The organism is Cupriavidus sp. USMAA2-4 (assembly GCF_001854305.1).
GTDB lineage: Bacteria > Pseudomonadota > Gammaproteobacteria > Burkholderiales > Burkholderiaceae > Cupriavidus > Cupriavidus malaysiensis.
The window spans coordinates 2,718,618-2,741,897 of the sequence record NZ_CP017749.1 but is presented as its reverse complement, the minus strand read 5'-3'; the positions used below and the strand labels follow the sequence as shown (position 1 = coordinate 2,741,897).

The following is a 23,280-nucleotide window of genomic DNA, read 5'->3' as shown; positions in this document are numbered from 1 at the left end:
GACTGCCATGAACGCCGCGCGGCGCAAGATCCTCTGCATCGAGGACGATCCCGAGACCGCCGACCTGATCGCGGAAGAACTGGTCGACCGCGGCTTCGCCGTCGACATCGCCCACGACGGCCAGCAAGGCCTGGCCGCCATCCTGCGCGACGCCCCCGACCTGGTGCTCTGCGACGTGAGTATGCCAGTGATGACCGGCTTCGAGTTGCTGGAGCGGGTGACCGCGCTGGCGCCGCGCTTCGCCGACATGCCCTTCATCTTCCTGACCGCGCTGGCCCAGCGCGAGGCGGAATTGAAGGGGCGCCGGCTGGGCGCCGACGACTATGTCACCAAGCCGGTGGACTTCGACATCCTCGCCAGCATCGTCGAGACGCGGCTGGCGCGCGTCGCGCGCCAGCGCCCCGCGCTGCCCGCGGTCCACTTGAGCGAGCGCGAGATCGAGGCCCTGGTGTGGTCCGCGCGCGGCAAGACCTCGGGCGAGATCGCCACCATCCTCGGCCTGTCCAAGCGCACGGTGGACTTCCACATCGACAACGCGCGCGAGAAGCTCGGCGTCGCCACCCGCATCGAGGCGGTGGTCAAGGCCGCCTCGGCCGGCATCATCAAACCCTGAGGATCGGGCTCTGGCGGCGGCAGGCGACGGCGGCCGCGCGCCGCCGCCAGGCGCTGCGCACCCGCCGCTACACCCCCGATTCCGCAGCCGCGCCGCCCTCGCCGTCGGGCTGCGCATCCTTGCCGAGGAAGACCATGCGCAGCGCCGGCACGATCACCAGCAGCATGATCGGCCCGACCAGCATGCCGCCCACCACCACCGTCGCCAGCGGCCGCTGCACCTGGCTGCCGATGCCGGTGGAAATGGCCGCCGGGAACAGGCCGATACAGGCCGACAGGGCCGTCATCAGCATCGGCCGCATGCGGTGCTGCGCGGCATGGAACATCGCTCCGCCCGACGGCATGCCCTGGCCGCGCAGGTCGTTGTAGTAGGTGATCATCAGGATGCCGTCCATCACCGAGACGCCGAACAGCGAGACGAAGCCGATCGCCGCCGAGATGCTGAAGTCCAGCCCGGTCAGGAACAGCGCGGCCACGCCCCCGGCGATGGCGAAAGGGATGCCGGCCAGCGCCATCAGGCTGTCGCGCAGCGAGTTGAACAGGCCGTACAGCAGCACCAGGATCATCAGGATGCTGATCGGCACGATCACCTCCAGGCGCTGCTTGGCCTGCTCCAGTTCCTCGAACTCGCCGGCCCAGTCGATGCGATAGCCTTCCGGCAGCTTGACGTTGCGCGCGATGCGCGCCTGCGCCTCGGCCACGGTACCGCCCAGGTCGCGCCCGCGCACGCTGAACTTGACCGGGATGAAGCGCTGGTTGCGCTCGTGGAAGATGTACGAAGCGCCGGTGTCCAGCGTGATGTCGGCCAGTTCGCTCAGCGGGATATAGGCATTGCCGCCGCCCGAGGTCTGGTAGGCCACCTTGAGGTTGCGGATGGCATCGATGTTGTTGCGATACTCCGGCGCCAGGCGCACCGTCAGCGCGAACTGCCGGTCGCCTTCCAGCACGGTGGTCGCCTGCGTGCCGCCCAGCGCCGCCTGGATCACGGTGTTGACGTCCCCGGTGTTCAAGCCGTAGCGCGCCGCCGCGTCGCGGCGGATGCGGATGTTCAGGTTGGGCTGGCCCATCACGCGGAACACACCGAGGTCGGTCACGCCCTTGACCTGCGACATCTCGCGCTCGACCTGGTCGGCCAGGCGCTCCAGCGTGTCGAGATCCCGCCCGACGATCTTGACCGAGTTGGCGCCCTTGACGCCGGACAGCCCTTCCTCGACGTTGTCCTGGATGTACTGCGAGAAGTTCAGCGCGATGCCGGCGAACTCATCGTTGAACTCCTTCTGCACCTGCGCCACCAGTTTTTCCTTGGTCATGCCGGCGGGCCACTGGTCGAACGGCTTCAGCGGCACGAAGAACTCCGCATTGAAGAAGCCCGCGGCATCGCTGCCGTCATCGGGGCGGCCATGCTGGGACACCACCGTGGCCACCTCCGGGTGGCGCAGCAGGATCTGGCGCATGCGCGCCACCGGCTGGACCCCTGCCTCCAGCGAGGCCGTCGGCGGCATGGTCGCGCGGATCCACAGGTTGCCTTCCTCCAGCGCCGGCAGGAACTCGGTCCCCAGGCGCGACATCAGCACGCCGGTCAGCACCAGCACGCAGGCGCCGACGACCACGGCGAAGCGCTTGTTCGACAGCGACCACTTCAGCGTCGGCGCGTAGACGCGGTGGAGCGCACGCACCAGCCAGGTTTCCTTCTCCTCGATGTCCTTGGGCAGCAGGTAGCTGCACAGCACCGGCGTCACGGTGAAGGTGGCGATCAGCGCGCCCAGCAATGCGTAGCCGTAGGTGCGCGCCATCGGGCCGAAGATCTGTCCTTCCACGCCCTGCATGGTGAACAGCGGCACGAAGGCGGCCACCGTGATGGCGGCCGAGAAGAACACGGCCTTGTCGACCTGCAGCGCGCTGACGAAGATCATGCGCATGCGCTCCGGCACGCGCATGCCGAGCACGCGAGCCTCGCGGCTGGCCAGCAGCCGCGCCTGCTCGGCGGCCGGCATCTGCAGGTTGCGGAACACGTTCTCGACCAGGATCACCGAGGAGTCGACGATGATGCCGAAGTCGACCGCCCCCACCGAGAGCAGGTTGGCCGACTCCCCCACCAGCACCAGGATCATGATGCTGAAGAACAGCGCGAAGGGGATATTGACGCTGACGATGATGGCGCTGCGCAGGTCGCCGAGGAAGACCCACTGGATGAAGAACACCAGCAGGCAGCCGAACAGCAGGCTGTGCAGCACGGTGTGCGTGGTCACCGCCACCAGGGAGGATCGGTCGTAGTAGGGATCGATCCTGACGCCCGCCGGCAGCGTGCCGTCGCTGTTGATCTTGTCGATCTCGGCCTTGACGCGGGCCACCACCTCGTTGGTCTGCAGGGTGCGGTTCATCACCACCACGGCCGTCACCACATCATCCTCGTTGTCGCGCCCCGAGCGGCCCAGGCGCGGCGTGAAACCGACCTTGACCCTGGCCACGTCCTTGATCAGCACCGGCACGCCGTTGCTCTGCGTCAGCACGATGTTCTCGATGTCGGACACATCCTGGATCAGGCCGACGCCGCGGATATTGACCGACTGCTGGCCGAAGTTGATGGTGCGCCCGCCGACATTGGCGTTGGCATTGCCCAGCGCGGTGACGATCTGCGGCAGCGTGACGTTGTAGGCCTCCAGCTTGTGCAGGTCGGCATCGACGTCGTATTCCTTGGTGGTGCCGCCCCAGCTCACCACCTGCATCACGCCCGGCACGGTCTTCAAGCGGCGCTGCAGCACCCAGTCCTGCAGCGTGCGCAGGTTGGTCAGGCCGAAGTGCGGCGGCCCCTTGAGCTGGTAGCGGTAGATCTCGCCGACCAGGCTGGAGGACTGGATCTGCGGCTGCACGTTGTTGGGCAGGCTGACGTTCTGCTGCAGCGCCAGCGCCGCCTGCGTGTAGGCGAAGTAGTAGTCGATGCCGTACTTGAACGTCACGCGCACGAAGGACAGGCCGTAGAAGGATGTCGAGCGGATGCTCTCGACGCCGGGCGTGGCCGCCAGCCCGACTTCCATCGGCACCGTGTAGTAGCGCTCCATCTCCTCGGCCGACAGGCCCGGCGCCTGCGCCGTGATCTCCAGGATCACCGGCGCGGGATTGGGATAGGCCTCGATGTTCAGCTTGGAAAAGGCGAACAGGCCGGCGCCGGCGAACACCAGCAGGAACAGCAGGATCAGCGGCCGGCGAGTCAGCGACAGCTTGAGAAGGGCACTCAGCACGGATTTACCTCTTGTTCAGCTCGATGCTCATCGGGTATGGATGGATTCGGTGCGCATCGCCGGCTCAGGTGCCGGACATGGCGGCGGCGTTGCTGATGAAGAGCGCGCCCTCGGTGGCGGCCAGCTCGCCCGGCCGCAGGCCGTCGACGATCTGGATCACGTCGTCCTGCATCAGGCCGATCTTCACCACGCGGCGCGTGAAGCGCTTGCGGTCCGCGGTGACCCAGGCGGTCATGGTGCCGTCCCCTTCCCGCACCACGCCGTCCACCGTCAGCGCGGGCGATCGGATCGGCTCGCCGGTGCGGATCTCGAACGAGGTGAACATGCCGGGGCGCAGTTCGTGGTGCGGATCCTGGATCTCGGAGCGCACCAGCACGCGGTGCGTGCCGGCATCGACGGTGGCACCGATCGAAGTGACCTTGCCGTCGAACACGCGCCCGGGGAAGGCCATCACCTTGACCTTGACCGGCTGGCCGACGCGCAGCAGCGGGCTGTCGGTCTCGGGCACGAAGGCCTGCATCCACATGGTCGACAGGTCGGACACGGTATAAGGCGCGGTGCTGCTGCCCGGCTGCACCAGCAGTCCGGGCTGGGCGTTGCGCGCGGTGACGCGCCCATCGATGGGGCTGGTCACGGTCAGGACGGGATCGGTGCGGCGCTCCTTGATCATGCGGTCCATCTCGGCCTCGCTCTTGCCGAAGATGGCGACCGCATTGCGCGCGGCCTTGTAGGCGGCGTCCGCCGTCTGCTGATCGGCAACGGCCTGGTCCACGTCCTTCTGCGCGTTACCCTGGATCTCCAGCAGCCCGCGCGCGCGCTGCAGCGCGCGCGTGGTGAGCTCGCGCGTGCCGGCCGTGGAGATCAGCGTGGATTCCGCCTGCACCAGGTCGGGACTGTCGATCTCGAACAGGGGCTGGCCCTTGCGCACGTCTTCGCCGATCCTGGCAAACGCGCGCCGGATCCTGCCCTGGTTGGTGGGGAACACCTGGACCGACCGCTCCTCGTTGAAGTCGACGTTGCCGATGGCCTCGCGCCGGTTGGCGAAATCGCGCTCCTCCACCGGGGCCACCTTGACGTGCTGCATCTGCCCCTGGTTGAGCGTGACTTCCTGCGCACCGCGCACGGTCGCGGCCGGCGCCGAAGCGGGCCCGCCCGCAGGCGGGCCGTAGAGGGCTGTCGGCTGCGTGTGCCCGGACAGGCCTAACACCAGTCCTCCCACCACGACAGCGGCGGCCGTCGCCCCGATGGCGGCGGATTTGACATCGATTGGCACGGCGGACCCCCACAGATAGCGCAAATTTGCCCGCATCATGCTTGCACCAATGGGGGGCAGTCTACTGTGAGGAATCACAGGACTGTGACGAATCACAGTATTCGGCCTGGGGGATCGCTCCTAGAATCGCTGCACATTCCAGCCGGACGCCTGCAGGCCGTATCGATGTCTCTCCCCAACCGCACGCCGCAGACCGGGCCATTCCGGTGGCAACGCAGCACCCTGGCCGCCGCCGCCGCGGGCTGTGCGCTGCTCTCGGCCTGCGCCTTCGGCCCGGATTTCAAGACGCCTGCTGCACCGGCCACGGCCGGCTACACGCCGGCCCCGCTGCCGGCGCAGACTGCCGCGGCAGCAACCGTGGGCGGCGAAGCCCAGCGCTTTGTCGCCGGCATGGACATTCCGCGCCAGTGGTGGCAGCTGTTCCAGTCGCCCAAGCTGGACCGCCTGATCGAAGATGCCTTCCAGGCCAGCCCGACGGTGGCCGCGGCGCAAGCGGCACTGAGGCAGGCGCACGAGAACGTGAAGGCACAGCAAGGGGCCTTCTTCCCAACCCTGCAAGCCTCGTACTCGCCCAGCCGCCAGCGCAACGCGGTCGGCACGATCTCGCCGACGCTGACTTCCGGCGACGAATACTTCACCCTCCACACCGCGCAGCTGGCGATCAGCTATGCCCCCGACGTGTTCGGCCTGAACCGCCGCCAGGTCGAATCGCTGCGCGCCAGCGAGGAAGCGCAGCGCTGCCAGGTGGAGGCGACCTACCTGACGCTGGCCTCGAGCCTGGTCGTGGCCGCGATCCAGGAAGCGGGCCTGCGCGCCCAGATCCACGCACAGGAGCGCATCGTCGAGATCAATACCCGCCTGTTCGACAATCTCCAGCGCCAGCAAGGTCTGGGCGCGGCCAGCGGCCTCGACGTCGCGGCGGCGCAGACCCAGCTGGCGCAGGCCGAGCAGGCGCTGCCCACGCTGCGCAAGCAGCTCGCGCTGCAGCGCGACCAGCTTGCCGCCCTGACCGGCAAGCTGCCCGCCGAAGGCCCGGAGGACACCTTCACCTTCGCCGACTTCCAGTTGCCGCGCGAACTCCCTGTCTCGCTGCCGTCGCAACTGGTGCACCAGCGCCCCGACGTGCGTGCCGCCGAAGCCAACCTGCATGCGGCGACCGCGCAGGTCGGCGTGGCGATCGCGAACATGCTGCCCCAGCTGACGCTGACCGGCAGCCTGGGCGGCAGCTCGACCGTGTTCAGCCAGATGTTCAACGACGGCAACGTGTTCTGGAGCCTGGCCGGCAGCGCGACCCAGACACTGTTCGCCGGCGGCACGCTGCTGGCGCGCAAGCGCGCTGCCGATGCCGCCATGGCCCAGGCCGAAGCGCAGTACCGCGAGACCGTGGTGGTTGCCTTCCAGAACGTGGCCGACACCCTGCATGCGCTGGACGCCGACGCGCTGGTGCTGCAGGCGGCCCTGAAGTCCGAACAAGCGGCGAACCGCACGCTCGACATCACCAGCAGGCAACTGGAACTCGGACAGATCAACGTGCTCGCGCTGCTCAACGCCGAGCAGGCCTACCAGACCACCGTGCAGGCCACCGTGCAAGCGCGCGCCAGCCGCTTCGCCGATACCGCCGCGCTCTACCTCGCCCTGGGTGGCGGCTGGTGGCACGGCGACACCTCTTCCATCGCCGCCGGAGACAGCGGCGCCAAGACAAGCCAACCATGATTCCATCCATGCGCCAGCACTCCGCCCTCCGCACCGGCACCGGCCTCGCGTCCACCGCCGGCGCGCAGCCGCGCCCGACGAGCCTGATGCACGTGAGCAGCGGCAACCGCAACCGCGGCGATGCGGAGCTGGCCGCCTATCTCGAGGCCGCCTGGCAGGTGCTGCGCAGCGAGGCGGCGATCGCGCCGGCCTGCCCGCACTGCGGCGCGGACGATGCCCATGCCTGCGCGCCGAGCGGCGACGAACTGCCCCAGTTCCGCTGCCGCCATTGCCGGCGGCGCTTCACCCGGCTGAGCGCCACGCCGCTGGCCCGGCTGCGGCATGTCGATCGCTTCGCGCAGATCTTCCCGCTGCTGGCGCGCAGCATGTCGCTGGCGGAAGCGGCCCGGCAACTCGAAGTGAAGGCGGAAACGGTGGCGCACTGGTCGACGCAGATCCGCCAGTGGCTGCTGATGCTCGACCCGAGCGGCCAGTGGGAACGCCGGGTACAGCTCGGCGTCCACTATGCGGTCGTGCCGGCAGGCACGCCGCGCCGCCTGGAACCGCGTCCGGCCGGTTGCCGCTGCATGCTGGCCGGTGCCGGAGGCGAGGCACGCCCCCTGCCCCAGGATGGCGAACTCGGCCTGGAGGGCCCGCTGCTGCTGCGCGTCTGCCCGCAGTGCGACAGCGCGCGCTAGGCGCGCGGGCGGCCCGGATGGCCCGGATGGCCCGGATGGCCCGGATGCCTGGGAGATCCCGGTCGCCGGCAAATATGCCGTTTCCGGCATAAGCAAACTTCCAAAGGTTCTTTCCCCTGCGGCGCGGCGCGCCTTATAGTTTTCGGCTTTGCCCGGCAGACATCGCTGCCGGCGAGCCGGAGACAAGACTTGAAGCACAGCCAGACCCTGGGCGACACCCTCGCCTGGCCCGCGCGCTACCTGCCGGGCAAGACCGCTCTCGTCTACGGGCATGGCGCGCAGCGCCGTGCCTGGACCTTCGCCGAACTCGATGCGGAGGTCAACCGGCACGCACACGGCCTGCTGTCGCTGGGCATCGGCAAGGGCGACGTCGTCGCTGCCTTCCTCTACAACACCCCCGCCTTCGTCTTCAGCCTGCTGGCAGCGGCGCGCATCGGCGCGGTCTTCAATCCGGTCAACTACCGGCTCGCCGCGCAGGAACTCGCCTTCATCCTGGCGGATGGCGGCGCCAAGGCCCTGCTGTTCGAAGCGGAGGGCGCCAACGTGGCGGAAAAGGCCGCCACGCTGGCGCCCGCGACCACGCACTGGATCTATGCGGACGAGGATGCGGCGCCGGCTTTCGCCACGTCGCGCCTGTCAGCCCTCGCCGCGGGCCGCCCCGCCACGGCACCTGGCATCGCGGTGGACGAGGACGATGACTGCATCCTCATGTACACCAGCGGCACCACCGGCCGGCCCAAGGGCGTGCTCCATACCCACCGCAGCAAGCTGGCGCACAACGCGCTGATGCACCAGGCCATGCGCCTGTCGCGCGAGGACGTCGGCCTGTCCGTGGCACCGCTGAACCATACCGCCGAACTGCACACCAGCTTCCTGCCGCGGCTGCAGGTCGGCGCCACCCAGGTCCTGCAGCGGCGCTTCGACGCCGCCGAGGCCCTGCACCTGATCGAGAGCGAGCGCGTCACGCATTTCTTCGCGGCGCCCACCATGGTGGGCATGCTGCTCAACCATCCCGACCTGCCGGCACGCGACCTCGCCTCGCTGCGCCTGGTCGAGTACGGCGGCGCGTCGATGGCCCCGCACCTGGTGCGCGAATGGGACCGGCTCGTCGGCGCACAGTTGATCCAGGTCTACGGCACCACCGAGATGGGCCCCTGCATGTCGGTGCTCTATCCGCACGAGCAGTTGAGCCACCCCGGCTCGGCGGGCACCCCCGCGCTGAACCACGACCTGGTGGTGGCGCGGCTGCGCGACGATGGCGCCCCGACCGATCCCGCCGACGCCTGCGCCCCGGGCGAGGCGGGCGAGATCCTGGTGCGCGGCCCCTGCATGATGCGCGGCTACCTGAACCGGCCCGAAGCCAACGCGCGCGCGCTGGCCCATGGCTGGTACCACACCGGCGACGTCGGCGTGCTCGATGGCGACGGCTACCTGTGGATCCGCGACCGCATCGACCACATGATCAATTCCGGCGCCGAGAACGTCTATCCGCGCGAAGTGGAAGATGCGCTGATCGAGCACGGCGACGTGCTCGAGGTCGCCGTGCGGGGCGAGGCCGATGCGGTCTGGGGCCAGGTCGTCAGCGCCTACGTGGTGCCGCGCGACGGCGCCGCGGTCGACGCCGCCACGCTTGACCGCTTCCTCGTCCACGGCGACCGGCTGGCCGCCTACAAGCGCCCGCGCCGCTACCACTTCGTCGCGGCATTGCCCAAGACCACCAGCGGCAAGATCCAGAAGCACCTGCTGCAAGCGGCTGCGCAGGCAGCCTGAGCCAAGTGCAGGCGGGGCCGTCCGGCGCCCGCCGCCCGCCCCCGGGTAGCGCGGCCGGCACGCAAGCCGCGCGTGATCCGGCGGCCGCCCTTCGCTGGCCCTCGCCTCCTCAAGCGCCAGCCGCCCCGCAGCGCCAATCGGGACAAACCGCATGCGGGAAACTCGCTAGGGCTGGCCGCTGGCTGGACCGATAGCCTCTGCCTATACTGGCAAGCGCGTCCGAGCACTGGCTGGAAGTGTCCGGCACGACATCGGGATCCGCTTAGCAACACTCAGAAAAGGAGGAGAGCATGCCCAGCGAACAGTTCCTCGCCATCCAGGAGAATCGCCGTTCAGGCCTGAGAGCCCTGCGCGCGGCGCTGCTCCAGGTGCACAAGGAAGTGATCGGGTATGACCGAGGTCAATATGAACGCCTGTACGGCCCGATTCCAGCGGGGCAGTTCGTGCAGATCGTGACCGAGGATGCCTACTTTCGCTGGCTCGACCCCCTCTCGCGCCTGATCATCGAGATCGACGAAGAACTCGACAGCAAGGAACATCACGACGAAACCTGCCGCGCGGTCGCCGCGGCCAGCGAAAAGCTGTTCAGCCAGCGCGGAGACCCGGCCTTCTGCAAGCGCTACCAGGAAGCGCTGCAGGACGAATCCGGCGTGATCGTGGCACACGGGCAGTTGATGAACGTCATCGGCCAGCTGCGGCAGCTCACCTGAGCGGGGCGAGCACGCCGCCGGGTGAAGCCGGAAACGTCCTCGCATGCGGGACAGGTGGCGCGATGCCGGTGACCTGTGACCTTGCTGGTAGCCGTCGCTCCGCTGGCCCGGGTCCCGCATCCCTTGATGCAGGCGACTAGGCCGGCTGTGCTGGCTGTGCGGTATCGGCGCGCGCCCCCCGCCCTGCGCCCAGGCGCCTGACCAGGCGGCCCAAGGTGGTGGCCTGGACCAGCAGGCTGAACACCACCACCACGTAGGTCACGCCGATCACTATCTCGCGGCCGTCGAAATCCGGCAGCGAAAGCGCCAGCGCGATCGAAATGCCGCCGCGCAGCCCTCCCCAGGTCATGATGGTGGCGGAATGCGGGTTGAGGCGGCGGAAGCGCTGCAATGCCAGCAGCGGCACGGCCACGCTGACGGCGCGGGCTGCCAGCACGACGGGAATCGCTACCAGGCCGAGCCAGACGATGTGCTGTTGCAGCGAGAGCGCGATGATTTCCAGTCCGATCAGGCCGAACAGGACGAGGTTCAGCAGCTCGTCCAGCAGCCCCCAGAATGAGAACAGGTGTTCGCGGGTCTTCTCCGACATCGACGTCGCCGCACCGTGGTTGCCGATCACCAGGCCCATGATGACCACCGCCAGCGGTGCCGACACGTGCACGGCTTCGGCCAGGGCGTAGCCGCCGATGGCCAATGCCAGCGTGATGAGGATTTCCACGGGATAGCTGTCCACGCTGCGCAACAGCAGCGACGCACAGTAGCCGACCGCCGCGCCCAGCGCCAGCGCACCCGCCACCTCGCGCACCAGGACCGTGGCCACGTCCGGCGCGGAAAGCTCCTTTGCGCCTGTGGCCAGGCCCAGCAGCGTCAGGAAGGCGACCACGGCGGTACCGTCGTTGAACAGGGACTCGCCGGCGATCTTGGCCTCCAGGCTTTCCGGCGCGCCCGCCTTCTTGAGTACGCTGAGCACGGCGATGGGATCCGTCGGCGAGATCAGTGCGCCGAACACCAGGCACCAGGGCAGGCTGATCGGATGGCCGAGCCACTGCGCGGCAAAATAGAATCCGGCGCCCGCCGCCAGGGTGGAGATCAGCACACCGATCGTGGCCAGCAACAGCACGGCGCGCCGCTGCTGGCGCATCCGTGACAGGTCGACGTGCAGCGCGCCCGCGAACAGCAGCAGGCCCAGCAGGCCGTGGAATACCACTTCGGGGAAATCGATGCGCGCCACCAGGGCGCGCGCCTGTGCCACCAGTTGCGGGTGGCTGAAGCCGAATGCCGACACCGCCAGGCAGGCGACGATACCGACGGCGGTGATGCCCAGCGTGTCGGGCAGCTTGATGAAGCGATGGTTGATGACGCCGAAGACGGCAATCAAGGCGAGCAGGACACCGGTCCCTTGAAAGACACTCATAAGCAGATGAACTCCATGCTAAGGAAAAAGGTCGGCGAACGCTTCGCCGCCTGACTGAAAAGGAGGAGTGTGTAGGAAGCCGGTGCCCTTCAGGACTAGGCATTGGCGCAATCTACCCTGCGGGAATACTCCAGAACCTGGCGGGCCGGCTAGCGGCCGCGTCCACCGGAGCGGCCGCCCGCCGCCGGAGCGCCCGCGCGGCTGCCGCGCCAGCCCCGCCGGTCGGCGTAGCCTCCGCGGTAGCCGTGGTAGTAGCGACCGTAGTAAAGACCGTAGCGGAATCCATGCGGATAGCCGTACCGATAGCCGTAGAAGGGGCTGTCGACCCCGACAGAGAAGGCACCGAAGCCCGGCCACCCCGGCCCGTCGTAATAAGAGGGCCGGATCGGCCCTCCAGAGGGATAGGGATGGGCATAGGGCACGTAGCTGTCGTCGTAGGGCCAGCCGTCGCAGGCGTAGGGCGAGGCATAGGCCGGATAGCGCGGACAGCCCCGTTCGGCATCGCCCGGGAAGGCCGGCTCGCCGGCGCAGGCGCCCAGCAGCAATGCCGCGGCGGGTACCAGCAGCAGTGAGCGCATCATCCCGGCCCTGCTGTCGCGGCCCTTGACGCTGGTTTGCCGATCATTCAGATACTTCCAAATAGCCTTGCGGACTACTCCCAAACAACTCGCAGGCGGTTGCAAATAAAGTTCTACCGCACCCTGTCCCCCCGACGGGGTGTCCCGATCTGAGGCCCACACCCCCATCTGCCTGCACCGGCAGATGCGCCTCATTGACGTGCTGCGATGCATCGCGCATCGCAGCACTTTTTTTGCCAGCGCGCTCCCCCTCTGCGGCCGACTGGATTACAGGCCCTGCTCCACCATGTCCAGCAGCCGCTGGCCCAGCACCGCTGTCTGGCCCTTGCCGAGCCGCCGCAGCGGTCCGTCGATCAGCAACATCGCCATCCCGTGCACCGCCGACCACGCCAGGTACTCGGCCCCGGGCCGGCGCGCCGCCGGCAGGACGCCGGCCTCGACCAGCCCGTCGAGCGCGGCCTCCAGCAACTGGAAGGGATTCCGCCCGCTGCGCCCGGCCATGGCCGGATCGGCCGGCATCTGGCCACCGGTGGCGGACTCGTGCACCGGCTCGGCCACGCTGAACGCGGTGCGGAACAGCCCGGTCTGCGCCTGCGCGAACTTCAGGTAGCCGGTGCCGACCGCGCGCAGGCCGCCACGCGCGAACGCGGCGGCGTCGGCGCCGCGCCGCAGCCTGGCCAGCTCGGCCTCCATCGCGACCGCCAGGGCCGACAGCGCGGCAGCGCGCACGGCGTCCAGCAGCGCCTCGCGGCTGGCGAAATGCCGGTAGGCGGCATTCGGCACGACGCCGGCACGGCGCGTCGCCTCACGCAGCACCACCGCGCCCGGCCCTCCTGCGCGCGCCAGTTCGACGCCGGCCTCGAGCAGGGCACGTCGCAGGTCGCCATGCCGGTAGGTCTCGCGGCGCGGCGGCGACGTGGCGGCCGGCGCCGAGATGCGATGGCGGGAAGGCGGAGCGGGAACGCGCGATGTCATAGTAGACAGTGTACACAAGCAGCCGCGGCCGGTGACCGGCGGACCGGTCCCACGCGTCAGAGGATGGGCGCGAACAAGGACGCCACGTGGGTGGCCACGCGCAGCAGCGCGGGACTGCGCTGGTACTCTTCCTTGTCGATCTGCCTGGCTTGCGCGAAATCCGCTTCCAGCATCGTCTCCACCTCGGCGGCGAAGCCGCGGTCGGCGGTCAGCAGCATCAGTTCGAAATTCAGGCGGAACGAGCGGTTGTCGAGGTTGGCGCTGCCGACCGCAGCCGCCACATCGTCGAGCAGGATCACCTTCTGGTGCAGGAAGCCCGGCTGGTAGCGATAGATCTTCACGCCCGCGCGGACGGCCTGGTAGGCGTACAGCTTCGACGCCGCGTACACGACCTGGTGATCGGGGCGCGACGGAATCAGGATGCGCACGTCGACGCCGCGCAGCACCGCCAGCCGCAGCACCGCGAACACCGCCTCGTCCGGCACGAAGTACGGGGTCGTGATCCACACGCGGCGCCGGGCCGACTGGATGGCCTCGACGAAGAACAGGGAGCAGGTTTCCTGTGGATCGGCAGGCCCGGAGGGTACGAGCTGGCACACCATCGCGCCGGCCGGCCCGGGCGGAGGCGGCAGCAGGCGCGGCACCTCGCGCGCGGCCCAGTACCAGTCTTCGGCGAAGGCCATCTGCAGATCGAGCACTACCGGACCGCGCACCGCGATATGGGTATCGCGCCAGGGCGCCAGCGGCGGGCGCTTTCCCAGGTATTCATCGCCGACGTTCAGTCCCCCCGTGAAGGCCTGCTCGCCGTCGACCACGACCAGCTTGCGGTGATTGCGGAAGTTGAGCTGGAAGCGATTGACGAAACCGCGCCGCGTGGCGAACGCGCGCGCACGCACGCCGGCCGCCATCAGCGCCTGCACATAGTGCCTGGGCAGCGCATGGCAGCCGATGCTGTCATAGAGGAAATAGACCTGCACGCCGGCCGCCGCGCGCTCGCACAGCAACTCCAGCAGGCGTCGGCCGAGTCCGTCGTCGTGCACGATGAAGAACTGCACCATCACCACTTCGCGCGCCTGCGCGATCGCGGCGAAGATCGCCTCGAAGGCGGCCTGTCCGTTGATCAGCAGGCGCACGTCGTTGTTGGCCAGGCAGGGCACGCCGGTCAGGCCCGGCAGCGCGCGCATGGCCGCGAGCGGCGGCTCGGCCACCACGCTGGCGCGCCTGGCCTCGCGCTCGCCGGCCTGCATGCCGGCGGTCAGCTCGCGCAGCCGGTCGGTGTTGAAGCGCCGCGCGCTCACGTAGCCGGCGAAGCGGCTGCGCCCGAAGATCAGGTAGGGAACCAGCGCCAGGTAGGGCATCAGCACCAGCGAGCCGGCCCAGGCGATCGCCCCCGGCGCCGTGCGCACCGTCATGATGGCGTGCAGGGCCGCCAGCATGCCGATCCCGTGCAAGCACAGGACGATGGTCGCGATGGTGCTGGGGCTGGACATCAGCGGGTATCTCGCATGCGCAAGCAAGAGTGGCGATGCCGCTATTCTGGCATAGGCGGCGGCGCATACGGCACTGCAGCAGCGGCAGGATTCCCCCGGGCGCGAGCGGCTTCCGGCTCGCGCCGGGGCCAGGGGAAGCCCCAAACCGCACATTGCAGCATGCTCCTGCTCATTTTTTGCGCACGCCGATGGAAACACGCAAACAACGGGGTGGCGGCGCCTGGACGGATGGGTTATCCACACTTCGTGTGGATAAGACGCCCGTTCTTCAATCAATGACTGCAAGACCATACAAAGCCCGCTTGACGGCCGCTTGACGCAGCGAGAATGCGCCGGCTCCCGCCGGCAATGCAGACGATTCCGAAACTGACAAGCGCCCCCCGTGCTTATGCTGGCACGCGGTTCCAGGCCGGCTCCGCACCTGGTTCCCACCACGCACCCCAAGGCCGTAGCAACCCGACCTTCGCTTCGCAAGCTCCATGTCAGCCACTCTTCCCGTCGCCCTGCTGACGTCCTGTGCCTCCCAAGCCGCCAGTCTGCCCACCCAGTTGGACGATGCCGGCTTCGCCTGCCAGACCTTCCGCCGCAGCGCCGACCTGCTGCACGGCCTCTGCCACGGTCCATTCTCGCTGCTGCTGGTCGAGGCGACCACTCAGGACTGGCACGCCGCCGACGTCATCCGCGCAATCCGCAACCTGCGCTCGCGCCACCTTCCGATCCTGATGCTCACCGACAGCGCCGACGAAGAGCGGGTGCTCGAGGCCTTCCTCGCCGGCGCCGACGACTGCGTGGCCTGGCCGCAGCGCCCCCGTGAACTGCTGGCGCGCATGCGTGCGCTGAGCCGGCGTCCCGCGCCGGGAGCGCCGACGCGTGGCGGCAATCTGCGCGTGGGGCCCTATACGCTGCACACGCAGACGCAGCAGGTCACGCGTGCCGACGGGAAATGCATCGGACTGACCACCAAGGAATTCGAACTGGCGCTGCTGCTGTTCGCCAATGCCGGCGAGGTGCTGTCGGGCGACCGCATCGAGAAAGCGGTCTGGGGCCGCGAGCTGCCGCCGCTATCGCGTGCCCTCTCCGGCCTGGTGTCGCGCCTGCGGCGGACGCTCAGGCTGCACGAGGAGAATGGCGTGCTGTTGTCCGTGGTCTATGCGAGGGGCTACCGGCTGGACGTGCTGCCTGGCCGGCACGCCTCCGCCATGCGGCGCCGCCACGCGTCACGCTAGCCCATCGCATCATGAAACGGGAGGTGGAGGCCATGCCAGGCACCGACCCCACCGACCGGTTTCAGGGATTCAGTGGACGGGTGACCGCAGCGCATCCGCCGCATTCAGTTCGATGATCGCCAGTCCGTCCGGCGCGCGTTTCGCCTCGCGCTTGGCAGCGGCCGCGGCGCTGCCGATCAGGCTGCTGCCCTGGCGGCGCAGGCTGGCCATGCCCGAGGCGCCGACACGCACCACGCCGACCGCCATCGACACCGTCGGGAAAAAGGTCTTCCGCCCGAGCCGGTCTTCCGCGTGGATACCACCGGCCGCCCTGGCCTGCGGCGGATACATCGCACTGGCGATGGCATTGAAACTGTCGATGGCGGCGCGCACGCGCTCGGCCCAGTCCGCGCTCTGATAAAGCACCAGGAAATCATCGCCCCCCACATGGCCGAGGAAATCCCGCGCCGGATCGCAGGCCTGGGCGAGGATCGCGGCCGCCCCCTTCAGCATCTCGTCGCCCTTCCAGTAGCCGTACTGATCGTTGTAGGGCTTGAAATGATTCAGGTCCACATAGCAGGCATGGAAGGCATTGCCCGAGGCGATCAGGCGGTCGATGTGCTGGTTCAGCGGGATATTGCCGGGCAGCAAGGTCAGCGGATTGGCATGGCGCGCCGCCTGCATGCGGATGTCCGTGATCGCACGCACCAGTTCGGCACCGGTACCGATTCCGGCGTAGCGGCCCTGCTCGGTCACGATGAAGCCATCGGCCAGGGCCCGCTGGCTGGCGCGCGCCAGGACCTGCGCCATCTCCTCCACGCTGACATGGCGGTCGAAGCAGATCGGCTCGCGGTTGGCCTGTACCACGCAGGCCTTGCGCCCATACAGCTCGCGATGGAACGGCGCCGCGTAGCGATCGATGAAATGCTGCCGGTTGATGATCGCGAGGGGCTTGCCTGCCTCGTCCACCACCGCCACCGCGTGCAGGTCCGGATGCGCATGGAAGCAGCCCAGCACCTCGTCATTGACCGTGGCCGGCCGCATGGTGGGCGCATCGCGCATCAAGGCCCCGGCCGTCAGCCCCGACCAGCCGGAACTCACCATCTGCGGAAACACCGCGATCTGGCGCGAGGCGAGCGCGCGCAGCGCATGCGGCGAGACCTCGGGCACGGGACGCGCCTGCGGCCGCCCCAGGTAGAAGCCTTGCGCGCAGGAAACACCAAGGTCGCGCAGCACGGCGAATTCATCCTCCTCCTCCACGCCCTCGGCGATCACGTGGCCGCTGAAGGCACTGACCATGCGCAGCACCGCGCGCAGGATTTCGAGCCGGCGCGAGCAGGTGGCGATGCCCCGGATCAGCGACTTGTCGATCTTGACGTAGTGCGGCGAGAGATGGGCCAGCAGATCGAGGTTGGCGTGGCCGGTGCCGAAGTCGTCGAGCGCATACTGCAGGCCCATGGCGCGCAGCACCTCCATCGCTTGCGCGAAGCCGGCGGCGTCGCCGATCGGCGTCTGCTCGGTGACCTCGATGACCACGCGGCTGGCCGGCGCGCGCTGGCCCAGCAGCGCGCCCATCGCACGGCCGCGCTCGGCCAGCAGATGGCGCAGCGACAAGGGGCTGAAATTGAGGAAGAGCCGGCCCGGCAGGCCCTGCTCCTGCCACGAAGCCAGCGCGGCGCGCGCCGCATGCAGTTCCAGCGCGATGGTACCGACACTGTCGTGCGCCAGTCCGAACAAGGCATCCGGGCTGGCATAGGGCGACCCCTCGGGGCCGCGCACCAGCGCCTCGTAGCCAAGCAGCGCCGCGTCGTGCAATTGCACGATGGGCTGGAAAACGGCCTGCACGGGAGGCAGGCCAGGCAGCGCCGGCCGCAGGGCCGGTGCAGAAGCGGCGGTGGACATGATCGGATGGCAAACAGGAACCGCGGCCTGTTGTGCTGCCGCATCGACATTTCATGACACGAACATGACAGTGCCGTGACAAAACGCAATTTTGTGAATGACACATGAATGTCATGTTGGCGTCACATCGATGCGACATCATCGCGCTACAGCAACGCCATGCGCGATTCGACCGTCCCGGGCAGCCGAGTGCCAGCCCGCAAAACAGCCGGCAGCGCGCATGGTCCGGGTCAGCAGCAAGCCAGGCTTCGGCCTGCCAGGAGTCCTCTCCGTGTCACAAGTCCTCAAACTCAAGCTGGCGGGCCGGATCCTGCCGGATGCCCCCGCCTGGCTGGCGCGCCTGCCGCTGGCGGCGCGCTTGTGCGCCGCCTTCGCCCTGGTCTATCTGTTCGGGGCTGCGGTGGGCCTCAGCGGCATCGTCAACCTGGTGTCGATCAAGCAGATGACCGACACGCTCTACCAGCGCGACATGAACGGCGCCATCGCGGCCGCCCATGCCCAGACCGCGCTCGAGCAGATCGGACGCGCCCAGCTGGCGCTCACCATGGCCACCAGCACCAGCGAGCGCGACGCCGCCGGCGCCGATGTCGACGCCGGCCTGCGCCGCCTGGACGGCGCACTCGACCACGTCAAGCAGGCTGCGCCCGACCGCGTCGCGTCGCTGCTCGCGGAGCGCGCGGCGGCCGGCAAGCTGATCGCCAGCTATGTCGACCTGGTCAAGCGCCAGCCGCTCGACACCCTGCAGTTCGACAGCGCGGTCTCCGTGGACGGGCACTTCGTCAGCGAAGCGCTGCAGAAGCTGGGCGCCCACATGGAGACCCTGCGCGCGCAACAGGAACGGCAGGCGGCCGACACCGTCGCGCACGTCGCCGGCAAGCAGATCGCCGCGCAGACCATGACGGCGGTGCTGCTCGGCGCCAGCCTGCTGGCCGCGGTCGGCCTGGCCTGGCTGGCCGCGCGCAGCCTGACCGCCGAACTCGGCGGCGAACCGCGCGCGGCCGCACAGGTGGCCAACCGCATCGCCTCCGGCGACCTCACCGCGTCGATTCCACTGCGGGCCGGCGACCGCGGCAGCCTGCTGTATTACCTCGGCGGCATGCGCGACCAGCTCGCCGGCGTGCTCGAGCGTATCCACCGCTCGACGCTGGAGATCACCGCCGCCAGCCAGGGCGTGGCCGGCGGCAACCAGGAACTGTCGGCACGCACCGCCCAGCAGGTGCAGGCCCTGGCCGAAGCCGCCGCCAGCGTGGGCCGGCTCACCACGCTGGTGGAGCAGGCCCACCAGCAGGCGCTGGAGTCGAGCGAGATGGCGCGCCGGGCGCGCGCGGCCACCGACGCCGGCATCGCCGTGGTGCGGGAAATGAGCGGCGCCATGGATGCCGTCCATGCCCATTCTCGCAGCATCTCCGAGATCGTCGCGGTGATCGAGAGCATCGCCTTCCAGACCAATATCCTCGCACTGAACGCCGCCGTGGAGGCCGCGCGTGCCGGCGCGGCCGGCCGCGGCTTCGCCGTGGTGGCGCAGGAAGTGCGCGCGCTGGCCCAGCGCAGCGCCACCTCCGCGCGCGAGATCGGCACCCTGATCGGCGACGCCGGCCGCGAGATCGAGAGCGGCGCGCGCCTCAGCGGCGAGGTGGTGCGCGCCATGTCCGGCATCGAGAACGCGGTCGCCCACAGCCATGAACTGGCCGACGGCCTGCGCGTGCTGGCCGAGGAGCAGGCCGGCGGCATCCGCGCGGCCGGCGCGGCCATCGGCCGCCTCGAACAGACCACGCAGCAGAATGCCGCCCTGGTCGACGACCTGTCCGCCCAGGGCAGCCGCCTCGACGACCAGGCCGCGGCGCTGGCCGCCGACGTGGCCCGCTTCCGCTTCTGAGCCCCCTCCCGGCGGGCCGCCGCAGCCGCCTCGCCGCGCACGGCCATGCCGTGCGCGGCGGCAGCGGGCCGATCCTCCCCCGGTCCACCTGGGCGGCAGCCCGCCGGACATCGCGTATGCTTGTCCATTGCATCAGAGAAAGCGCCGCGGCCCTGCGCGATGCACGTGGAGGTCCGTGCCGCCCTTCTTCCTGTTCCCAGACAAGCAAGGAGAGGACATGCGAACGACCTGGATGATCGTACTGGCATCCGTGGTACTGCCGGCCTGCTCGTTACTCGAGCCGACCCCTCCGCCGCCGCCGGCGCCGAAACGGCCCGCGCTGGCCGTGAGCATGAGCAAGCAGCAGGTCATCCGGATCAAGGGCCACCCCGACAGCCGCATCGGCGAAGCCGGTCTGGAATGCTTCCAGTACACGTCGCCGGCCACGGCACCGTTGGGAAGCGGCGCGCTCAGCGTCTACTTCGATTCGGCCGGCAGGGTCATCACCTTCGACGCCCGCGCCTGCAGCGCCGAGGCACTGCGGCGCTACGCCGGCGTCGAATGATCGAATGAGGCAGCGGCCACGCGAAGGTGCCGGCTCAGGCCGGCGGCGCGAGATTGCGTGCCGTCGCCAGCATGGTGGCGCACAGCGTTTCCCCCTCGGCATCGCAGGCGAAGACCTCGGCGGCAGCGACCGTCAGCAGCCGGGCCGCCTGCACCACGCGGCCGCGCGCCACCAGCCGGTCGCCACGGGCCGGCCCCACGATCTTGAGGGCGCAGTCGATGGTGGCGTTGGCCCACCCCTTCGGCAACAGCGTGCCGGCGGCGGACACGGCGGCAAAGTCGGCCGCGGCGAAGATCGGCGTGGCCTGGAGCTGGCCCGGACGGAAGCTCAGGGTCTCCTGGTAAGGCAGCTCCAGCTCCACCTGGCCGGCCTCGATGCGCGTGAAGCGCAAGCCCAGCGTGCGCGCCGCCGGCATGGCCATCACGGCTGCCTCCAGGTCGCGGGCGAAATCGGCGGGGTTCTCTGTCATGGTCCTTGTCTCCTGCTACGTGTCGAAACCTTCTTGTCGTCCGGCCCGGCGGCCCGTCCCTTGGCCGCCAGCGAGGCCTCGCGCGGCGCGCGCGGAAAGCCGCGCCCACCTTGCGCCGCCTTGTCCGCGCGGCGCTGCTCGCGTGCCTCGAACCAGCCGATGTGCGCCACCAGATGGGCGCGCAATACCTGCCGCTTGTCGATCTCGGCGTCCACCTCGGCGATGCGGGCCTGCAGCATGCCGATCATGTCGACCGCCGTCAGCACCCCGCTGCGGTAATCCGGCAGCACCGCGGCGATCTGCTTGAGCGAGAAGCCGCACTGGCGCGACATGGTGATGAAGCGCAGTTCGCGCACGGCGCCTTCGTCGAACTCGCGGTAGCCGGACGGCCGCCGCCGCGCGACCAGCAAGCCGAGGCTTTCGTAGTGGCGGACAGCGTGGGCGGTCACGCCGACGCGCTTGGCAAGTTCCGATATCTGCATGGCTCAAGACTAAAGGGCTTCGGGTTGCACGAAGGTTGGCCTGTCACAAGAAAATCCCCTGGCAGCGACACCAGCACGCCCTCCGGGCCGCAGATGTGTCTGCCGGAAACAAATGTCAGACGCGTGCAGGTGGCTTTTACGACTTCCATCTAAAAGTTACAGATATGTTGCAACTTATGCCCTCGGAGGCACTCGGCTTCCTGCGCGCCGCCGCGTAGTCTTGAGACAACTCAACCCGACGCGCAAACCGCACAGGAAACCATGTCCGACCGCCTCATCCTGCTCGACATCCCTGGTGTCCTCTACTCCGCCAGCTCGGCGACCCGCCTGGGCGGCACGCCGGACAGCGGCACGCTGAAGGATGTCCGCTTCTTCGACCCGGTCGCGCTCGGCTTCATCCGCCGGCTGTTCGGGCTGGCCGGTGCCCGCGTCGTGGTGTCCGACCACTGGCGGCGCGGCATCCCCGCCGCCATCCTGCAGCAGCTGGACCTGCAGGTCGAGGACATGATGCCGCCGGCGCCGGGCGGCTTCGGCGCCGAGATCGCGGCCTACTTCGCCAAGCGCCCCGCTCCGTCCGCCTACGTGATCCTGAGCGCCGCGCCGGACAGCTTGCAGCCACAGCAGCTTGCGCATCTGGTCAGCGTGGATCCCGCGCAAGGGCTGACCCCGGACGGTTTCCGCCGCGCGCTCGACGTGCTCGGCGTCGGCTGCCCTTCCGGCATGTGCCTGGACGTGCAGCCCCACCCCGAGCTGGCCGAGCGGCTGCGCCAACTGCAGCAACTGGCACGCCTGGCGCCCGAGCGCTTCGGTCCGGCCGCGCCGGCCGCCGCTCCGGCAACCCTGTTCCACTCCTGATCGCGGGCGGCCGCGCCGCCCCTCCCGGCCCCTCCCCGGTCCTCCAGCCACGGCCCGCCCCGGCACACGCCGGCGCGGGCCGCATTCATGGCGGCGTCCTGCCCGCGCCCTGCCCGCCCTGCCCGCCTGCCTCAAGGCTCAAGGCTCAAGGCTCAAGGCTCAAGGCGCCTTGCCTCCATATTCCGCAATGCAGAATATGAATTCCACAATGCGGTTGACGCCTCCAGGCAATCGATGGGACCATAGCGCCAACCAACAAGACCGGTGCCCACGCCGGAAGCCGTCCCGGAGACCCCCATGCGCAGCACCCAGCGGCCCGCCACTGCCGGCGCCACTGACTTGCCCGCCCTGCCTGCTTCCCCCTCCCTGGCCATCGCCCGCTCCATCTGCCTTCAGCCTGTCTGCGCGCGCCCGTACCAGACCAGCGGCCCCCGGGTGGCCGAGGTGCCGGAGCGGGTAGCGCTGCGGCATGCCGCAAGCGCGCGGCGCTATGGGGAATTGCCGAAGACCATTGATCAAACCGCGCGTCGCCTCGGCACGTTCAGTGCCTGGCCGCGCAAGCCGCTCGTCGCGACGGCCTGACCCCAGACACGAAGCCACCATGCAAGCACAACAGGAAATGATTGCGGAACAGCCAGAGGAGAACGGCGCTTCTGCCGTGGCGGACGCCGCGGATGGCGCGGATGGCACAGATACGGCGGTCCGGGCCGGCAAGGAAGACCGCCATTTCGTCACGGCGCTGGCGCGCGGACTCGACGTGCTGGCCTGCTTCCGCTCCTTTGACACCGTGCTGGGCAATGCCGAGATCGCCCAGCGTTGCGGGCTGCCGAAATCCACCGTCTCGCGCCTGACCCATACGCTGACCGAGCTGGGCTACCTGCAGCCGCTGTACGAGCCGGCCCGCTACCGGCTCGGCAGTTCGGCGCTGGCGCTGGCGCCCGCCGCCCAGCAAGGCGCCGAGGTGCTGGCCGTGGTGCGCCCGCACATGCAGCGGCTGGCCGAACTGTCGCAAGGCGTGGCCTCGCTGATCGTGCGCGACCGCGCGCACATGATGATCTTCGAAAACTGCCAGTCAGAGTCCTACCTGACCCTGCGCGTGGCCGTCGGCACACGCATCTCCGGCCTGGCCACCGCGGCCGGGCGCGCCTACCTGGACGCGCTCGGCGGCATCGACCAGCGTCGTGCCGTGGCGGCCTTCCGCGGCCGTGACGGCATCGACGCGGCGCGTGCCGATGCCATCCTCGCCACCAGCCACGACGAGGTGAAGCGGCTGGGCTGCACCACCTCCTTCGGCGAATGGCTGCCGCACATCAACTCCATCGCCGCTGCCTTCCGCCCCGGTCCGGCCCTGCCGCCGATGACACTGAGCTGCAGCGGCCCCGCCGCCATCGTGCCGGCCGCACAGCTGCTCGACACGGTGCGGCCGCACCTGCTGGCCAGCATCCGCAAGATCGAGACCGCGTTGGGGGTGACGGCGGGCTGAAGGCGGCACCGGG

General features: G+C 69.3%; 20 protein-coding genes. 11 read left to right on the top strand and 9 right to left on the bottom strand.

Translation table 11 applies throughout. The features are described 5' to 3' along the window. Window positions 1-7: 7 nt before the first annotated feature. Window positions 8-613, top strand: coding sequence for a response regulator transcription factor (locus BKK79_RS32020; protein WP_071020632.1), 606 nt, complete (start codon window positions 8-10; stop codon window positions 611-613). 67 nt (window positions 614-680) lie between these two features. On the opposite strand, the gene BKK79_RS32015 is transcribed toward BKK79_RS32020, so the two are convergent. Continuing rightward, the gene (locus tag BKK79_RS32015) at window positions 681-3,851 is read right to left on the bottom strand and encodes an efflux RND transporter permease subunit (RefSeq protein WP_071020635.1); all 3,171 of its coding nucleotides are present in this window, start codon (window positions 3,849-3,851) and stop codon (window positions 681-683) included. A 64-nt stretch (window positions 3,852-3,915) separates the two neighbouring features. Continuing rightward, entirely contained in the window at window positions 3,916-5,124 is a 1,209-nt protein-coding gene (locus BKK79_RS32010; protein WP_071022658.1) for an efflux RND transporter periplasmic adaptor subunit, read from the bottom strand. 165 nt (window positions 5,125-5,289) lie between these two features. Between BKK79_RS32010 and BKK79_RS32005 the strand changes: the two genes are divergently transcribed. The 4 genes from BKK79_RS32005 (at window position 5,290) to BKK79_RS31990 (ending at window position 9,994) form a co-directional block, all read left to right on the top strand. Continuing rightward, a complete protein-coding gene (locus BKK79_RS32005; protein WP_083384564.1) occupies window positions 5,290-6,837 on the top strand; it encodes an efflux transporter outer membrane subunit in 1,548 nt (515 codons plus the stop codon). Between the two features lie 8 nt (window positions 6,838-6,845). Next, window positions 6,846-7,514: a DUF746 domain-containing protein gene (locus tag BKK79_RS32000; protein ID WP_071039859.1), complete on the top strand. Its 669-nt coding sequence runs from the start codon at window positions 6,846-6,848 to the stop codon at window positions 7,512-7,514. A 189-nt stretch (window positions 7,515-7,703) separates the two neighbouring features. Further along, complete coding sequence (locus BKK79_RS31995; protein ID WP_071020640.1) at window positions 7,704-9,284, top strand: long-chain-fatty-acid--CoA ligase; 1,581 nt, start codon at window positions 7,704-7,706, stop codon at window positions 9,282-9,284. A gap of 290 nt (window positions 9,285-9,574) precedes the next feature. Then, complete coding sequence (locus BKK79_RS31990; RefSeq protein ID WP_071020643.1) at window positions 9,575-9,994, top strand: hypothetical protein; 420 nt, start codon at window positions 9,575-9,577, stop codon at window positions 9,992-9,994. A 136-nt stretch (window positions 9,995-10,130) separates the two neighbouring features. On the opposite strand, the gene BKK79_RS31985 is transcribed toward BKK79_RS31990, so the two are convergent. From BKK79_RS31985 to cls, 4 genes are all read right to left on the bottom strand, one after another. Next, the gene (locus BKK79_RS31985; protein WP_071039858.1) at window positions 10,131-11,408 is read right to left on the bottom strand and encodes a cation:proton antiporter; all 1,278 of its coding nucleotides are present in this window, start codon (window positions 11,406-11,408) and stop codon (window positions 10,131-10,133) included. A 149-nt stretch (window positions 11,409-11,557) separates the two neighbouring features. Next, window positions 11,558-11,989 (bottom strand): hypothetical protein, encoded by a 432-nt coding sequence (locus BKK79_RS31980; protein ID WP_071039857.1) that lies wholly within the window; start codon window positions 11,987-11,989, stop codon window positions 11,558-11,560. Between the two features lie 264 nt (window positions 11,990-12,253). Beyond that, window positions 12,254-12,961, bottom strand: a complete 708-nt coding sequence (locus BKK79_RS31975) for a TetR/AcrR family transcriptional regulator (protein WP_071039856.1) — start codon at window positions 12,959-12,961, stop codon at window positions 12,254-12,256. Between the two features lie 56 nt (window positions 12,962-13,017). Next, complete coding sequence (gene cls, locus BKK79_RS31970; protein ID WP_442873262.1) at window positions 13,018-14,451, bottom strand: cardiolipin synthase; 1,434 nt, start codon at window positions 14,449-14,451, stop codon at window positions 13,018-13,020. A 479-nt stretch (window positions 14,452-14,930) separates the two neighbouring features. Here cls and BKK79_RS31965 point away from each other — a divergent pair, with 479 nt between their 5' ends. Continuing rightward, complete coding sequence (locus tag BKK79_RS31965; protein ID WP_071020654.1) at window positions 14,931-15,677, top strand: response regulator transcription factor; 747 nt, start codon at window positions 14,931-14,933, stop codon at window positions 15,675-15,677. Between the two features lie 69 nt (window positions 15,678-15,746). Here the strand turns inward: BKK79_RS31965 and BKK79_RS31960 are convergent, their stop codons facing one another. After that, window positions 15,747-17,558: a phosphodiesterase gene (locus tag BKK79_RS31960; RefSeq protein ID WP_071020656.1), complete on the bottom strand. Its 1,812-nt coding sequence runs from the start codon at window positions 17,556-17,558 to the stop codon at window positions 15,747-15,749. 271 nt (window positions 17,559-17,829) lie between these two features. Between BKK79_RS31960 and BKK79_RS31955 the strand changes: the two genes are divergently transcribed. Both BKK79_RS31955 and BKK79_RS31950 read left to right on the top strand, forming a co-directional pair. Then, window positions 17,830-19,434 (top strand): methyl-accepting chemotaxis protein, encoded by a 1,605-nt coding sequence (locus BKK79_RS31955; protein WP_071020659.1) that lies wholly within the window; start codon window positions 17,830-17,832, stop codon window positions 19,432-19,434. 217 nt (window positions 19,435-19,651) lie between these two features. Further along, complete coding sequence (locus BKK79_RS31950) at window positions 19,652-19,978, top strand: hypothetical protein (protein ID WP_157128571.1); 327 nt, start codon at window positions 19,652-19,654, stop codon at window positions 19,976-19,978. A 34-nt stretch (window positions 19,979-20,012) separates the two neighbouring features. Here the strand turns inward: BKK79_RS31950 and BKK79_RS31945 are convergent, their stop codons facing one another. Together BKK79_RS31945 and BKK79_RS31940 are read right to left on the bottom strand one after the other, a co-directional pair. Continuing rightward, complete coding sequence (locus tag BKK79_RS31945; RefSeq protein WP_071039854.1) at window positions 20,013-20,447, bottom strand: PaaI family thioesterase; 435 nt, start codon at window positions 20,445-20,447, stop codon at window positions 20,013-20,015. Continuing rightward, complete coding sequence (locus BKK79_RS31940; protein WP_071039853.1) at window positions 20,444-20,929, bottom strand: MerR family transcriptional regulator; 486 nt, start codon at window positions 20,927-20,929, stop codon at window positions 20,444-20,446. Before BKK79_RS31940 ends, BKK79_RS31945 begins: the two co-directional genes overlap by 4 nt. 261 nt (window positions 20,930-21,190) lie before the next feature. Here BKK79_RS31940 and BKK79_RS31935 point away from each other — a divergent pair, with 261 nt between their 5' ends. The 3 genes from BKK79_RS31935 to BKK79_RS31925 all read left to right on the top strand — a co-directional run bounded on the left by BKK79_RS31935 (window position 21,191) and on the right by BKK79_RS31925 (window position 23,267). Then, window positions 21,191-21,784, top strand: a complete 594-nt coding sequence (locus BKK79_RS31935; RefSeq protein ID WP_071020669.1) for an HAD domain-containing protein — start codon at window positions 21,191-21,193, stop codon at window positions 21,782-21,784. A 297-nt stretch (window positions 21,785-22,081) separates the two neighbouring features. Next, window positions 22,082-22,366, top strand: a complete 285-nt coding sequence (locus tag BKK79_RS31930; protein ID WP_071039852.1) for a hypothetical protein — start codon at window positions 22,082-22,084, stop codon at window positions 22,364-22,366. 19 nt (window positions 22,367-22,385) lie between these two features. Next, window positions 22,386-23,267: an IclR family transcriptional regulator gene (locus BKK79_RS31925; RefSeq protein WP_232346364.1), complete on the top strand. Its 882-nt coding sequence runs from the start codon at window positions 22,386-22,388 to the stop codon at window positions 23,265-23,267. The last annotated feature ends 13 nt before the right edge of the window (window positions 23,268-23,280 follow it).